The organism is Acidovorax sp. 93, from assembly GCF_003633835.1.
Lineage (GTDB): Bacteria > Pseudomonadota > Gammaproteobacteria > Burkholderiales > Burkholderiaceae_C > Acidovorax > Acidovorax facilis.
The window spans coordinates 2,283,623-2,297,838 of sequence record NZ_RBIT01000001.1 but is presented as its reverse complement, the minus strand read 5'-3'; the positions used below and the strand labels follow the sequence as shown (position 1 = coordinate 2,297,838).

The 14,216-nt window shown below is 62.0% G+C and carries 19 protein-coding genes; all 19 read left to right on the top strand.

All coding sequences use genetic code 11. From position 1 onward, the window contains the following. Window positions 1–137 precede the first annotated feature (137 nt). The 19 genes from C8C93_RS10385 (at window position 138) to C8C93_RS10295 (ending at window position 14,169) form a co-directional block, all read left to right on the top strand. Window positions 138–422 carry a hypothetical protein gene (locus C8C93_RS10385; protein ID WP_147433757.1) on the top strand — a complete coding sequence of 95 codons (285 nt, stop codon included), beginning with the start codon at window positions 138–140 and terminating at the stop codon, window positions 420–422. Continuing rightward, window positions 419–568, top strand: coding sequence for a hypothetical protein (locus tag C8C93_RS25135; protein ID WP_158603265.1), 150 nt, complete (start codon window positions 419–421; stop codon window positions 566–568). Before C8C93_RS10385 ends, C8C93_RS25135 begins: the two co-directional genes overlap by 4 nt. A 112-nt stretch (window positions 569–680) precedes the next feature. Beyond that, window positions 681–1,088, top strand: coding sequence for a hypothetical protein (locus tag C8C93_RS10380; protein ID WP_121506836.1), 408 nt, complete (start codon window positions 681–683; stop codon window positions 1,086–1,088). 10 nt (window positions 1,089–1,098) lie between these two features. Then, window positions 1,099–2,097, top strand: coding sequence for a hypothetical protein (locus C8C93_RS10375; protein ID WP_121506835.1), 999 nt, complete (start codon window positions 1,099–1,101; stop codon window positions 2,095–2,097). 3 nt (window positions 2,098–2,100) lie between these two features. Continuing rightward, entirely contained in the window at window positions 2,101–2,787 is a 687-nt protein-coding gene (locus C8C93_RS10370; protein WP_121506834.1) for a hypothetical protein, read from the top strand. Continuing rightward, a complete protein-coding gene (locus C8C93_RS10365; RefSeq protein WP_121506833.1) occupies window positions 2,781–3,944 on the top strand; it encodes a hypothetical protein in 1,164 nt (387 codons plus the stop codon). The genes C8C93_RS10370 and C8C93_RS10365 overlap by 7 nt, the downstream gene beginning before the upstream one ends. Further along, the gene (locus tag C8C93_RS10360; RefSeq protein WP_147433756.1) at window positions 3,941–5,920 is read left to right on the top strand and encodes a hypothetical protein; all 1,980 of its coding nucleotides are present in this window, start codon (window positions 3,941–3,943) and stop codon (window positions 5,918–5,920) included. Before C8C93_RS10365 ends, C8C93_RS10360 begins: the two co-directional genes overlap by 4 nt. Window positions 5,921–5,922: 2 nt before the next feature. Next, a complete protein-coding gene (locus C8C93_RS10355) occupies window positions 5,923–6,360 on the top strand; it encodes a hypothetical protein (RefSeq protein WP_121506831.1) in 438 nt (145 codons plus the stop codon). A gap of 1 nt (window position 6,361) precedes the next feature. Next, on the top strand, window positions 6,362–8,182 hold the full coding sequence (locus C8C93_RS10350) for a hypothetical protein (protein WP_121506830.1): 1,821 nt from the start codon (window positions 6,362–6,364) through the stop codon (window positions 8,180–8,182). A 50-nt stretch (window positions 8,183–8,232) separates the two neighbouring features. Then, window positions 8,233–8,670 carry a hypothetical protein gene (locus tag C8C93_RS10345; protein ID WP_121506829.1) on the top strand — a complete coding sequence of 146 codons (438 nt, stop codon included), beginning with the start codon at window positions 8,233–8,235 and terminating at the stop codon, window positions 8,668–8,670. A gap of 1,301 nt (window positions 8,671–9,971) precedes the next feature. After that, window positions 9,972–10,829, top strand: a complete 858-nt coding sequence (locus tag C8C93_RS25405; protein ID WP_233559614.1) for a hypothetical protein — start codon at window positions 9,972–9,974, stop codon at window positions 10,827–10,829. After that, window positions 10,826–11,398 (top strand): DUF4376 domain-containing protein, encoded by a 573-nt coding sequence (locus C8C93_RS10330; RefSeq protein WP_121506827.1) that lies wholly within the window; start codon window positions 10,826–10,828, stop codon window positions 11,396–11,398. The genes C8C93_RS25405 and C8C93_RS10330 overlap by 4 nt, the downstream gene beginning before the upstream one ends. Further along, complete coding sequence (locus tag C8C93_RS10325; RefSeq protein WP_199727013.1) at window positions 11,361–11,687, top strand: hypothetical protein; 327 nt, start codon at window positions 11,361–11,363, stop codon at window positions 11,685–11,687. Before C8C93_RS10330 ends, C8C93_RS10325 begins: the two co-directional genes overlap by 38 nt. 40 nt (window positions 11,688–11,727) lie before the next feature. Next, window positions 11,728–12,039, top strand: a complete 312-nt coding sequence (locus C8C93_RS10320) for a hypothetical protein (RefSeq protein ID WP_121506825.1) — start codon at window positions 11,728–11,730, stop codon at window positions 12,037–12,039. Beyond that, window positions 12,036–12,584, top strand: coding sequence for a lysozyme (locus C8C93_RS10315; protein ID WP_121506824.1), 549 nt, complete (start codon window positions 12,036–12,038; stop codon window positions 12,582–12,584). Before C8C93_RS10320 ends, C8C93_RS10315 begins: the two co-directional genes overlap by 4 nt. Then, window positions 12,581–12,787: a hypothetical protein gene (locus tag C8C93_RS10310; protein WP_121506823.1), complete on the top strand. Its 207-nt coding sequence runs from the start codon at window positions 12,581–12,583 to the stop codon at window positions 12,785–12,787. Before C8C93_RS10315 ends, C8C93_RS10310 begins: the two co-directional genes overlap by 4 nt. Then, the gene (locus tag C8C93_RS10305) at window positions 12,787–12,969 is read left to right on the top strand and encodes a hypothetical protein (RefSeq protein ID WP_121506822.1); all 183 of its coding nucleotides are present in this window, start codon (window positions 12,787–12,789) and stop codon (window positions 12,967–12,969) included. The genes C8C93_RS10310 and C8C93_RS10305 overlap by 1 nt, the downstream gene beginning before the upstream one ends. A gap of 46 nt (window positions 12,970–13,015) precedes the next feature. Continuing rightward, complete coding sequence (locus C8C93_RS10300; protein ID WP_233559318.1) at window positions 13,016–13,537, top strand: hypothetical protein; 522 nt, start codon at window positions 13,016–13,018, stop codon at window positions 13,535–13,537. Between the two features lie 8 nt (window positions 13,538–13,545). Further along, complete coding sequence (locus tag C8C93_RS10295) at window positions 13,546–14,169, top strand: hypothetical protein (protein WP_121506821.1); 624 nt, start codon at window positions 13,546–13,548, stop codon at window positions 14,167–14,169. Window positions 14,170–14,216 lie beyond the last annotated feature (47 nt).

Here is a 14,216-nt window from a genome sequence, read left to right as displayed (position 1 = left end):
CTCTGAGTTGTTGGACTTGGTGCTCCCTGCAAAGCCGCGCGCGGTTGGCGCATGACCTCCACAAAGGCGAAAGCCCCGACGCTTGGACCCGTCGAGGCTTTCTGTGATACCCGAACCAGAACAGAACGGATTTCGCTATGGAACATACGTCAAACAGGACACTTACGCAAGTGTGCGACATCATGAGCGTATTCGCGTGCGCGCAGGCTGACACAGTGCGTGAGTATGTGCACGTACTGCCGAAAGATCGCATTGATGAAATCAAGCGTCTTGGCAGTGAAATGTTGGAGATGATTCAGGGCCTCAAGCAAGAGGCTGCAGCCACGGAGTCTGCACTGAGTGACCCTGCGTTTGTCGCCTTCAAGGCGCAGCTGCTGGCAAAACCAAAGCGCGTGCGGAAGTCTAGAAAGGTTGCAGCATGAGCGCCGCCACCATCAAGCGCTGCGTCATCTTCAAGCGCTCCGGCGTGGAGATGACAACGCCCTGGTACACCAGCATGGATCGGGCGCAGCGGGCTCTGAAAGTGATCCGTCGCCGATACGGCGCGGCTGTGCTCTACCGAGATTGAGTCCTAACCAGCAGCCCGCTTCGGCGGGCTTTTTTGCGCCCCCCAGTAGGGTTCGCGCCTTTCCCCCATCCCCGGAACACTGCAATGCATCCACCTTGCAGGAGTACCGGCCATGGCCAACACGTTTTATCCCAAAGGCGCCGAAAAAATGCTGACGGCCGCCATCAACTACAGCAGCGACACGATCAAGGTCGGCATCGTTTCTGACGCCTACACCTACAGTACCGCACACGAATTCCTGTCCGATGCCGGTACTCTGGTTGGAACAGCCCAGACGCTGGGCTCCAAAGCCATCACTGGTGGTGTGTTCGATGCCGCCGACCCGGCATTCGGCGCCATTGCCCCTGGTAGCACGGCCAAGGCGCTAATCATGTGGAAAGACACCGGCAACCCGGCAACATCGCCGCTGCTGGCCTACCTCGACCAGCTCACCGGCTTCCCATTTGCCACCAACGGCGGTGCTGTCACCGTCCCCTGGTCCAACGGTGCCGGGAAAATCTTCTCGCTGATGCCAGCATAAGGAGCGCGCCATGACGGAGCGCTTCACGGATAACGCGGTAGCAACGCTGGCTGCGGGGATTGACGACACCGACACCATTATTGAAATGATTGTGGATGCCGGGTCTGCGCGTTTCGCGACGCCCTCCGGCAGTGATTTTCAGCGTGCGACGCTCTACTCGGCAGACGATCCTGATTCCTTCGAGATCGTGCGCATAACTGCGAACGACGGCACCAATCTCACGGTGCTACGCGGCCAGGAAGGCACGACAGCTCTGGCGTGGGCCGCAGGCGCAAAGATCGGCGCCCGGATCACTGCGGACATGCTCGAGACCTTCGTGGCAAAAAGCCGCACGACGGTGGAGGGCACTGTTTTGCAGTTTGCCGGATACCCCGTCCTGCCGCTGCTCACGGCCTCGCCCACTACATCTGCAGGCGCATCGTTCCCGCAAGACATCAACTTGTCGCACGAGGTGGTGGGTGGATCGCTGCCAGTTGATCTTGGCGACGCTGTCCCAGACTGGGTTTCGGATGCCTCCTACCCAAATGGCAGCATCGTCGCGCCCACTACACCCACGGGCTTCCACTATGTCTTTCAGGCGGCCGATGGCTGGCAGAGTGCCCAGTCCACCGCAGAGCCTGCGTTTGATAACACCGGCAGCTCTATAGACGCACTGGACAGCAGCGCCAACGTCGTGGGTCTGTGGGTTCCCATCCCGACGCCGCTTGCTTTCGTGATGACATTTCCCAGCAGCCGGGGCCTGGTTGTCACCGAGGTAGGGTTCATCTGCCTGGATCATGACGCGACCACAGACCCTGTGGTCCGCATTGGGACCAGTGCCTTGCCAACGTTGTTCGCCAACGATGTGACGCTGACCCAAATTGCTGGGCCAAGCCAAGTGCACCGCGTCCCGATCACTGCTGGCGGCCCGATGGTGACGGATGGCTTGCGGTTTGCCGTGCAGACGGCGGCCACTGGGCGCTTCATCGGGCGGTTTTACTGGCGCGGCTTCTTCGTACAGACGAGCTGATCGATGAGCTATCCACTCATCAACGGCGCGGCCATCAACGACGACGAGGACTCGGGCGCCACGCGCAGCCTGCGCCCTGTTTTCTTTGGCGTGCCAAGCCTGCTGATGAGCTTGCCAGCGCAGAGCTTGCAGCCGGTCTGGTTCGGGCCGGGCAAGATCCAGCTGGGTGAGGATGTTTCAGCGCAGGCGTACAGCCTGCAGCCTGCATGGTTTGGGCCAGCCCAGATCTTGGTGGGCCAGCCTCCTGACAACGCATCGTTTCCAGCTGCCAGCTTGCGGCCCGTGCACTTTGGCGTTCCGTCTGTTGACATTGGGTCTCCAGACATTGCCGCCGAGAGCCTTGCGCCTGTTTACTTTGGCGTGCCATCGCTTTCACTGGAACTGCCTGCAGAGAGTTTGCAGCCGGTGTACTTTGGCACTCCTGGCTTTGCCATCGACTTCGCGGCGCAGAGCCTGCGCCCAGTTTGGTTTGGCACTCCATCGTTGGGCATGGAGTTTGAAGCCGCAAGCCTGCAGCCGGTGCACTTCGGCACGCCGGGCTTGTCCCTTGGTGGTGTTTCCTTCCCCGCAGAGAGCCTGCAGCCTGTGTGGTTCGGCACATCGGACCCCTTGGGCTGGAGCTTCCCGGCGCGATCCCTTTGGCCCACAACCTTCGGCATTCCATCGCTGGACAGGGGTGATTCATGCTGACGTTTGAGAGCTTCACCGGTATCAACAACGTCTTGCCGGAGCGCCGCATGAGTGGCGCTGACCTGATCACCGCGCTGGACGTGAACATCGGATTGACCGGTGAAATCACGCGCCGCTACGGGTTCACCGAGGCCAGCGACACCTGCCACAAGAACATCTGGCAGTCTGCCGGGTACATGCTGGCCACTCAAGGCAGCGAGCTGGTGGCGCTGCACCCAGGCGGGGCCCGGAATGTCATCGACCCGGCAATCGGTCACTCGCGTATCTGGTACTGCAACCTACCGGACGGGCGAACCACCTACACCAACGGCCTGATCCAAGGTGTCACCGATGGCGTGACGGGCGTTGATCGCACCGTTCGTGCACCGGACAGTTTGGGTGCCCCTGATGTTGCGTTTGGCAGCCTGTTTCCCGGCCAATACCGCTACCACCTGACGGCCGTGCGCCTGTCAGACGGCGCAGAGAGCCCAGCCATCAGCTCGGAGCCCATCGCCATCAATGGCGGGATCAGGCTGGAGAGCCTGCCCGTTCGCGTTGGCCATGCCATCAACGTCTACCTGAGCGGCCAGGACGGGGAGGGCGCTTATCTGGCGGGGTCAACCACTGGGAGCACCTTCGAGTGGGGCGGCGCGAATCATGACCTGGTGCTGCCTTGCCGCACGGTGGGCGCGCAGCCTTTCCCCGTGGGAACCATCACGGCTTGCTGGCGCGGGCGCGTCCTGACTGCTGTTGGTGATGCGCTGTGGGCATCCCGGCCAATGGCGCCACACCTTGCGGACTGGCGCGACTTCAAGCCAATGGGCGCCAGCATCACTGCCATCCAACCCGTGGACGGCGGGATCTATGTGGGCACCGACAACGACTTGATCTGGCTGGCTGGCGACACCTTCGACCAACTGGCCTTTATGCCTACCAAGCGCGGCCCCGTGGTGCTGGGCTCTGGCATAGCCGCCCCTGGCGACCGCCTGAAACTGGGCGATGGCACGGGCGGCGGTGCGGCCATGCTGTGCATCGCAGGCGGCGAGATCGTGGCCGGTTTCAACGGTGGCCAAACCTCCAGCCTGACAGCCGACCGCTACAAGACCACGGCCACAGAGGTGTGCGCGACCTTCCGCGAGGTGGACGGCATCCCGCAGTATATGGCGGTGCCGCAATGACCTTGTGGGATGCATTCACCAGAACGCCGACTGGCGAACTGCTGCCGGGGGCAGTGCCTCCGGCATTGCGGGTCATGGGGCCGGTACAGGCCACCCCGCAACAGTTGGCAGACGCCCAGGTGGTGTTTCACCGCTTCCTGGCCATGGCCCGGCTGTCAGTGGTTCCAAACCCCACGGCGGCCGGTGAGTTGCCCGACGGCTCGCGCTATGAAATCAGCGTGATAGGCCGCGTTAAGACCATGCTGCTCTGGCCGGTGGGCGGCGGTGTTGCTGGTGGTCCATTCATCGCATGGACGGCATTCTTCAACACCATGCACTTCCCCATCTGGGAGCGTCCTATCGTGGACTTCCCGTATGACGATCTGCCTCCGAAGCCGGAACCGCCAGGGCCGGAGCCCGCGTATCCGCCGCTTGCAGAGGCATATTTCACTGCGGTTGGTACGGGCCTGCCCGTCACATTTCCTGTGGGTTATCACCATGTCGTCAAGCTGTATATCGGCTGGGGCTTGCTGACTGACGAACCAACCCTCGTTGTTGAAGGGTCATGGATCATCACGGAAATTGGCCGGGTTACCAACGAATCTGGGAGCTATGGGTACTACCAGCATGTCCGCAATAACTATTACTCTGGGGGCGATTTCTACGAGTCTGTGACAGTTCGGAATCTTAACGGTGGGTCCGTGGATTATTCCAACACGGATATAGACGGCAGTAACAGCGTCCCCGTCACACCTACGCTTACAAGCATAGTAGGTCTGTACGAAGCAGCAGCAGCCTCAGCAGCTGCCTACAACGCAGCCGCCATATCGTCCTGGACTGCAGCCCACGCAGCATGGGTAGAAGAATCCCTGACCTACGCCGACCGCCTTGCGGAATGGAATGCCCTGCGCGAGGAGCTGCTGGCCCTGCAGCGTCCATGGTGGCCCGTGCTGGACATCCGCAAGGCGGCACGCCCGGTGCAGGTGCAGAACGTCAAAGAGCATTTGCTCACCGGCATTGGCGACCGCCACTTGACGGCGCGCATCCTGTCCTTCCCCTACAACGTGGCGTTCCGCACGGTCCCGCCCGTGGGCAGTGGCGGCAGCATCACGCACGAATGGGTTGTGGAGCCCACGCAGCGCGGCTACAAGACCACGCTGGTGAACGCCGAGCCGTACACCACCTGGCCGATTTTTGAAGAGGCCAGCGCGGAGACCTATCCAGCGCACCCGCTGCGCCGCGACTTCATGCCGCCAGAGTGCCTGTTCGGATGGAAGGTGACGGGCGAGATGAAGAGCGTGGACCGCTTCTACGCTGAGCAGCGGGCTGCAGAGAACTTCATGGTCGAACCAACGGGGTTTGCGGGGCTGTTCCCGAGCTACCCGGCCGACTATTTCACCTACACCCGCGTGACGAGCGACCCGACCCCGGGCCTGGTTGTCGCATCGGATGCCTTCGTTCCAGTTGGGTCAACGTTCACCGTGGTGTTCTTTGAGTACCTGACGATTGACCCACGTGGCGGGGAAGAACACTGGGTTATCTGCCCCGAACTGATGCAGCGCGACAGCATTTGGATTCGCAACGGCGGGACCTACGTGGACACCCCACGCTTTGTGGACGAGCTTTTCACGCAGCGAGTGCGCCTGGCTGGCGCCATCACACAACGGCGCACGGGGCAAAGCACTTGGTCCACACCCAAGGTCACATCACGCGCCGGGCTCACGCAGGGAAATTGGGAGGCGGACTTTGTGATCGAAGTGCCTGCCGCCACACCTTGCAAGGCCCCTTCGGCCGTGGTGATTGCCAGCAACCTAAGCCCAGCGGCCAAACCCTCTGCTGTGCAGGACGGAGGTTTTTACCTGGATGCCGCTCACCTTTGGAGTGGTGGCCGCGATGCCCTGAACGCCGCGCGGGCAGCCCCTTGGAATGCAGACGGGGCCACGGCTCCACAAGAGCAATTCATCATCCGCGCGCTGATCGCGGCCGGGAGGATTTAGGCATGAACGCCATCGTCTGCAACACCATCAGCGGCGCCGTGTCGGAATACACGCGCTTCACTTTTCAGAGCATCACCCACACGCATGGAGGGTCCGCGACGGGGCTCTATGCGTTCGGCGGCGATACCGACGACGGCCTAGCCATCGTGTCAAAGATCCGCCTGCCGTCCACGCTGCGTGAAACCACGCTCAAGCAATCGCTGGAAATGGTCTACCTGTCCATGGCTGGAACTGGCTGCGCGCGCCTCACGGTGTATGGCGCTCACCAATCTTGGGACTACAGCTTTCCCCTGCGCTGCAGTGGGCAGACACGGTGCCAGGTGGGCCGGGGCATCCGTGAGAACTACCTTGGCTTCGGCCTCACGACACCCGCCGGACAGGCGTTTACGCTGGATCGCGTGGAGGCCATGAACAAGGCTTCAACAACTAGGAGGGTCTGACATGGCCTCGATTGACGATTTCGACTTTAACGGCCCCGCCTCGATTGTTGAGGACAAATACACGCGCTCCGTGGACCTCGCCGCCGAGGCACGCGCCCGGGTCAATGACTTGCACGATGCGCTGATCAACGGCATTTACCCGGCGCCCACCGTCAATGTGCGCTGGGATTCCTTGCCCGCGCCAGTGCTGCCCGACCTACCGGACCAGCCAGAGCTGCCTGTCGTGGCATTCACTGAGCCTGACAGCCGCCCAACACCCTTGGCTGAATCGCTGCCGTCTGTGCCGATTGATGATTTTGACGTTGAGATGCCAGAGATGAACTTCGGCACCGCGCCAACGCTGACCATCGGCCAGGCCCCGGCGCTGCCAGAAGTCCGGGATGTGGAGGTGCCAGACGCGCCGGACGTTGTGCTGCCCGATGCCCCGCAATTCCTGACCCTGCAGACCCACAGCTTCGGCGGCGTGAATCTGCGCGAGGAATGGCTGGACAAGCTGGACGAGATCCCAGAGCTGTCGATCATGGAGCCCACGCGCTTCGAGTACACGCCCGGCGCGCGCTATGCGTCCCAGCTGCTGGCCAATCTGCAAGCCCAGTTGAACGCCCGCATTCAAGGAGGCACCGGCATTGCACCGGCTGTCGAGCAGCAGATTTTCGACCGTGGTCGCGACCGCGAGACGCAGATTGCCCTGGCGCGGGAGCAGGAGGTGTTGCGCGGCGCCGAAGCTCTTGGATTCCCGCTGCCATCTGGCGTGCTAGCCGGTCAACTGGCCGACGCCCGCCGCGAGTATTACGACAAGGTGTCGAGCCTGTCGCGCGACATCACCATCAAACAGGCCGAGCTGGAACAGCAGAACGTCAAGGACAGCATCCAGGCCGCCCTGCAGCTGGAAACGGTCCTGATGGACAACGTCTACAAGCTGGAAATGCTGGCGTTTCAGGCTGCGAAAGAAGCCGCAGACAACGCCATCGCAGCGCACAACGCCGCGCTGGAGCACTTCAAGGCATTGCTGGACGGCTACCGCACTTACGCGGCGGCGTATGAAACCGTCATCAAGGCAGAGCTGAGCAAAGTTGAAGTGTTCAAGGCACTTCTGCAGGCCGAGCAGACCAAGGCCGACATCAACAAGTCCCTGGTGGACCGTTTCAAGGCAGAGATCGACGGAGCCATGGCGGCGGTCGAGATTTACAAGGTGCGCGTCAGTGCTGCGCAAACATTGGTCGAACTGGAGCGCACACGCATTCAGGCTGGAGCAGAGCAGGTGCGGGCCTTCGTTGCCACCGTCAATGCAGAGACCGCCAAAGCGGACCTGTACAAGGCCACCATCAGCGCAGAGGCCACCAAGGCAGAGGCATTCGGATCACTGACGCGCGCCTACAGCGCAAAGGTTGGGGCACAGGCAGAGCAAGCCCGGGTCTACATCGCCCGCTATCAAGCGCAGATCGCCGCGAAGGGCCTGGAGTGGGAAGGCTGGCGGTCCCGGCTGTCTGCGGAAAGCTCCAAGATGGAGGCTGCGGCCCGGCAGTCGTCCATCATCATGGATGGCTACCGCATGAGCGCCAGCGCCATCGAGGCAAAGGCGGGAATGTTCAGTCGCCAGTGGGAAGCCGGAATCAAGCAATACGAGGCGGCGACTCAGATCACATTCTCTGCAGCAAAGCAAAATGCCGACGCTTTCATGCAAGCAGGGGACGCGCGCCTTGATGCAACGAAGGCAGCACTGACGACTGAAGCACAACAAGTGGCTAGCGCGTGGGCGATGGTTTCTGCCGGTGCGTCTATCTCGGGAAGCTCGTCACTGAGCATTACCCAGTCGGTCTAAGCCCCCAGTAGGGTTAGCGCGCGACGGGCATGGCGGGAACACTGCGTGGCATGACGATCACGCCCGCCATCCTCAACCTGCCCATCATCCAAGGCGCCACCTTCGATGAGGCGTTGGAGCGCAGCTTTTTCCCGTACGACACCGAATGGGTGTGCGGCCAGCTTGTCCGGGCTGACACGGGAGCGCCAGTCGATGAGGCTGACCGCGTGCTGGAGGACTACACGGGCTGCTCTGCGGAGGTGCAGCTGCGGCACCCTGAAACCAATGCGCTGATCAAGACACTTTCGACGGCCAATTCAGGCATCGTGCTGGACGCTTACACGCTGCGGCTGCTCATAAGCCACACCGACACCGCAGCGCTGGTGTACGGAGAAACAGCACCGGCGTGGACGTACGCCGTTGGGCACGTCGAAGTCACGCGCGCTGACGGCACCCGCGAGCGCCAGTATTCGATCACATTCCCCCTGAACCCGGAGCTGACGGTGTGAGCACGGTAGTCGAGCCGTCGCCTGATCCAGTTGTCATACGGCAAACCGCATCGGTTGTCGTTGTGGTGGTGCGCACCCGTGCGGTTGTGGTGACGCCGCAGCTCGGCCGTGGTTCCGTGGTGGTATCGCGAGGGGCTCCCGGCCTGCGTGGAGCTACAGGCGCGACCGGGGCCACAGGGCCAACCGGTGCGACAGGCGCATCTGGCACTGGCATCAACCTGCTGGGCGAACTTGCAAACACTGGGCTTCTGCCGCCAACAGCAAATTTTGGCGACGCCTACATCATTCAGGAGAGAGTCTGGGCTTACACCGACGACGGATGGATTGATGCTGGCCCTATTGGCGCGCCGGGTGAGACGGGAGCAACCGGACCCACGGGCGCCACAGGAGCTACCGGAAGTGACGGCGCAGCAGGGGCAACCGGAGCGACTGGGGCCACTGGCGCCACGGGGCCTACCGGGTCAACGGGCGCGACTGGAAGCACGGGCGCGACCGGCGCGGATGGCGCAGTTGGCCCAACCGGCAGCATAGGAGCGACAGGTCCCACCGGTCCGACTGGACCCAAGGGCGACACGGGCGCGGGCCTTACTGTGCTCGGGGAACTGGCAGACCCTGGCGACCTTCCGGTGTCTGGTGATCTTGGCGACGGATTCCTGATTGCAGGCCATTTGTGGACGTGGAACGGTTCCGCGTGGGTAGATGCTGGAGAGATTCAGGGGCCTCCTGGCGCAGATGGAGCAACAGGGGCCACTGGCGCTACAGGACCTACCGGCGCAACTGGTGCTACGGGCAGTGACGGTGCCGATGGCGCTCAAGGCGCTACGGGAGCCACCGGAGCAACTGGGCCTACCGGACCCACAGGGGCAACCGGCGCAGATGGCGCTGCAGGTAGCGATGGCGCCACGGGCGCAACTGGTCCGACTGGCGCTACAGGGGCCGATGGTGCAGCTGGAGCCACGGGAGCAACAGGAGCCACGGGCCCAACCGGGGCCACCGGCAATGATGGTGCGGACGGCGCTGATGGAGCGACCGGCCCAACTGGCAGTACCGGCGCCACCGGGCCTACTGGTGCGACGGGGAATGATGGCGCAAATGGCGCAAATGGCGCTACAGGGGCAACTGGTCCAACAGGTGCGACCGGCGCAACGGGGGCAACAGGTGGCACCGGCCCTACGGGTTCGACAGGCGCCACGGGGGCTACAGGAGCCACTGGAGCCACGGGTGGCGCTGCAGACATAGCTGCAGAGATTCACGCCGCAACCAGCAAGGCAACCCCGGTCGATGCCGATGAGCTTGGCCTGGTGGATAGTGCGGCCGCGAACGGTCTCAAGAAGCTGACCTGGGCGAACCTCAAGGCAACGCTGTTTGCGTATTTCCAAGGACTGTTCCGCGAAAAGCTCACGGCTGCCCGCACCTACTACGTGCGCACGGATGGCAGCAACAGCAACGATGGGCTGAGCAACACCGGCGGAGGGGCATTCCTCACCATCCAGAAAGCCATTGATGTAGCGAGCGCCCTGGACAACGGCGGCTTCGCGATCACGATTCAAGTGGCGGATGGCACTTACACAGCAGGAAACGCCCTCAAATCGTTTCTTGGGTCTGGAACGATTTCTATCGTTGGCAACGTCTCCACGCCGTCAAATTGCCTAGTCTCCACTACAGGATCATGCTTTGTGGCCAACGGAGTGGTTGGCCGATATAGCCTTTCAGGCTTCAAGGTGCAGACCACTACTAGCGGCTTTTGTGTGGCCGCAATTGGCGGGGTTACATACATTGCACTAGGAGTGATGGACTACGGTGCTGTAGCGGCCAATTTTGCCCATCTGTATTGCGAAGGCGGGGCCAGCATTGCGCAATCGTCAACAAGCTACACCATCAGCGGAGGCGGAGCCGCTCACATTCAATCGGTGCACGGCGGCGCTATCACGCAAAACGTGAACACCGTAACGATCACCGGAACTCCAGCTTTCAGTATCGCTTTTGCTCAAGCTGACAACATTTCTCTTATCCGGGCTGTCAGCAACACCTACAGCGGCTCTGCCACAGGGCCGCGCTACTCCGCAACCGGCAATGCCGTGATCGACACGGCTGGTGGCGGCGCCAGCTATCTCCCTGGTAATTCAGCCGGGTCGGCTCCAAGCGGGCTCTACAGATGACAACCTATCAGCTCACCCATGAAGGCTACGTCATCAAGGATGGCGAAACCAAGGTGCCAACGGCAAAGGTTCCGGGCATCGATGTCCACCCAGAAACCCTGGCGTACTGGGGGTGGCTTGATGCTGGCAATGTGCCGCTTCCTGCAGAGCTGCCACCAATCGCAGAACGCCGCGCTGCAGTGTGGGAGCGCATCAAAGCCGAGCGCGACCGCCGCGCCGCCCTGGGAGTGAAGGTTGGCGCGCATTGGTTCCACAGCGACCAAAAAAGCCGCACGCAGCAACTTGGGCTGGTGCTGCTCGGGCAGGGCATCCCTGCTGAGCTGAAGTGGAAGACGCTCACTTTCACGCCGCCACCTGTCTTTGTGACCATGACCCCGGCCCTGGCTGTGGGCATCGTGCAGAGCACGGCCGCCAGCGACACCGCCATCTTCACCGCAGCCGAAGTGCACCGCATGACCATGGAGGCCAGCGCCGCGCCGCAGGACTACGACTTTTCCACGGGCTGGCCCGTGTCTATCGAGGAGGAAGCCAATGAAGCGGGTATTCAGTTTGATGCGAGCGTACTTTGAGCAAGTCTTTCTGGCGATCGACCAATTGGTCAACGCGCTGATTCCCCCGCTCGACGGCACGATCAGCTACGCCGATGAAACGCTGTCAGCGCGCAGCTACCGCGCGTGGCGCGACGGGAAGATTCTGGGCAGGTTGACCATGAAGCCAATCAACCTGCTGTTCTTCTGGCAAGGGCCGGATCACTGCAAGAACGCCTACACCAAGGAGTTCGACCGCAAGAACTACCCGAGCGAGTACCACCCGCCCAACGGGCCGCGCTACACGTCGCGAAACAACGCCCCCCAGTAGGGTTCGACCCTCGGCGCCACGCCCGGAACACTCCGGGCTCATGGATCAAGCACAGACTCAAGGCGCCCCAGCGGCCCACTCGGAAGAAATTGCCGAGATCAAAGTGCGCCTCGATGCTGGTGATGCCCGCATGGGGCGTATCGAACAGGATCTTGCCGCGAACACAGCGGCCACACAGCAGACAGCGGCAAGCACCGCCGAGCTGGTAGACCTGTTCACATCCTTCAAAGGCGCGTTCCGGGTGTTTGAGTACATCGGAAGGCTCGCCAAACCCCTGGGGTACATCGTCGGGGCCTGCGCATCAGTCGCGGCTCTCTGGACGGCCTGGAAGTCTGGGGTGAACCCAAAATGAAAGAGGCGGTCCGCAAGGTCGTTATCAAGTTTGGCGTGCCGCTGGTGCTCGCCAGCTCGGGCCTAGCGACATTCCTCCACGACTGGGAAGCCGATAAGAAGCAAGCCACCAAGGTCTATGCCGACCGACTGGCGCGCGGCATCCCCACCGTCTGCGACGGCATCACCCCGGCAACCAGTCCTTACCCCGTCATCGTGGGGGATGTTTGGAGCCAGGAGCGGTGCGACGAAGTAAACCGCATGGTGGTCGAAAAGACCCAGCTCAAGCTGCTGGACTGCGTCAAGACCCGCATCAGCCAATACACCTTCGACGCCCTGAGCAGTCACGCGCACAACGTCGGCGTGGGCAACACCTGCGCCAGTAAGGCCCTGGGCCTGATCAATGCCGGGCGACTTGCCGAGGGCTGCCGCGCTCTGGCCTACACGCCATCCGGAGATCCCAACTGGTCGTTCGTGACCGAGAACGGCAAGGCCGTCTATGTACCGGGCCTGCACAACCGGCGCAAGGCTGAAATGGTCATGTGCAGTCGAAAGGACTTGCTATGAAATCGCTAGCTTTTGCCGTGATCGCTCTGGCCATCACCGGCTGCGCCACTACCAAGGGCCTCGAAGTCTCTGCCGACGACGCCAAGGAGTGCGCCGAAGTTGGGTGCACGCCGTGGTCTGAGCGTCAGCTGGAAGGCTTGGCCAAGCACTTCTTCAGCCTGGGCGTGAAGGCTGGCATCCAGCGGCAGAAGGGGAGCATCTGATGCGCGCCCTGGCTCTGGTCATCTTCGCGCTGCTGCCCGGTGCTGCCCTTGCCAGCGGCTTCTATCTGCCATGGTGGGGCGAGGCGTTGCTATTCCTGGCGATCAACCCATGGGGCTGGGCTCTGCTGGCCCTGGTGCTGGCGGTAGTTGGCGGCCTGATTTACAAGGCGGTCCGCAAATGAACCCCATCCTGATCGCAATGTGGTGGTTCTGGTGGAGGGCTTGGCGATGATCTTCGCCCAACTCAAAGCCTATGGCTGGATGGTCGCAGCAATTGCGGCTGGCGGGCTTCTGCTGGTTCAGACCGGCCGCCTGCACTTCGAACAGCTTGCGCACCAGAAGCTGATCACCACCACCACACAGGCCAGCCTCAAGCGCTCCGAAGCCGCGCGCGCCGACGAGACCAAAACGGCAGGCAAGGAATCCACCCACGCCACCGCCACACAGGAGAACTCCGATGCCTTCACCACTTCGCAACCTGTGCGCGATGCCATTGCTCGCGCTGACCTTGCTCGCGTTGAGCGGCTGCGCCTCGACGCAGACCGCAGAGCCGCCACTTATCGCGCGCAAGCCCAAGCCGACGACGCTGCCCGCCGCGATCTCGCAGATCGACTTGAAGCCTTCGACCGACACATTGTCGAGGGGGCAGGAGTGGTTGCAGAACACCGAGAAGCTCTTGCCCGGCGCGACGCAGAAGTAGTGCTGCTGCGCGGACAGATTGATGCAGACCGGGCGCTGATGGCGCCGTAAAGGGAAATATGAACCTCTGGAAACACGAACTCATCAAGCGGGGCTTTGAAGTCATTCAGGCGATAGAAGCCTGCGGCGCATCGCCCGCGATCACCGAAGCTTGCACCAAGGCATCAGCCTTGACAGAAGCAATCGAAAAGTTAATTGATGCCCAAGGCATAGGTAACGAATACATCGACCCAAGCGAGTTGATGGTTATCTATCGCAGATATGCACCACCAACGAAAGATGACCCGCTAGGTGCGACGGAATTGGAAAACGTAGCGGCACCTCTGCGCCGCTTCAACTGCCGAGACGCAGACCAGCTGCAGCCAAGCCGTCAATCCATGCAAGTGATGACCTACGCGGAGCTGCAATTCAAGTACCCGCGTATGCCGGTGATTCGGCCAGATGGGCATTCCACTCCCATGAAACACATCCGTGTGGATGTCAGTGCTCTCAGTGACCACGCGTCTGCAGTGCTGTACCCAGCCATCAAGCGGGCGATGGATGACCTCGATCTGGACCCGCTTTCTTGCAGTGTCAATGTGAACCGGGCCTACAACGATCTGTTCGATGCTTTCTGGAGTGAAACGCCAGCACCGGCATCCGAAGTCGCAAAAAGGCGCCATGTAGTTCGGCCCCGCACCTGATCACGTCGGCAAGGCCCGCCCCGGTGCGCCGGGATGGCCAAGTGGTT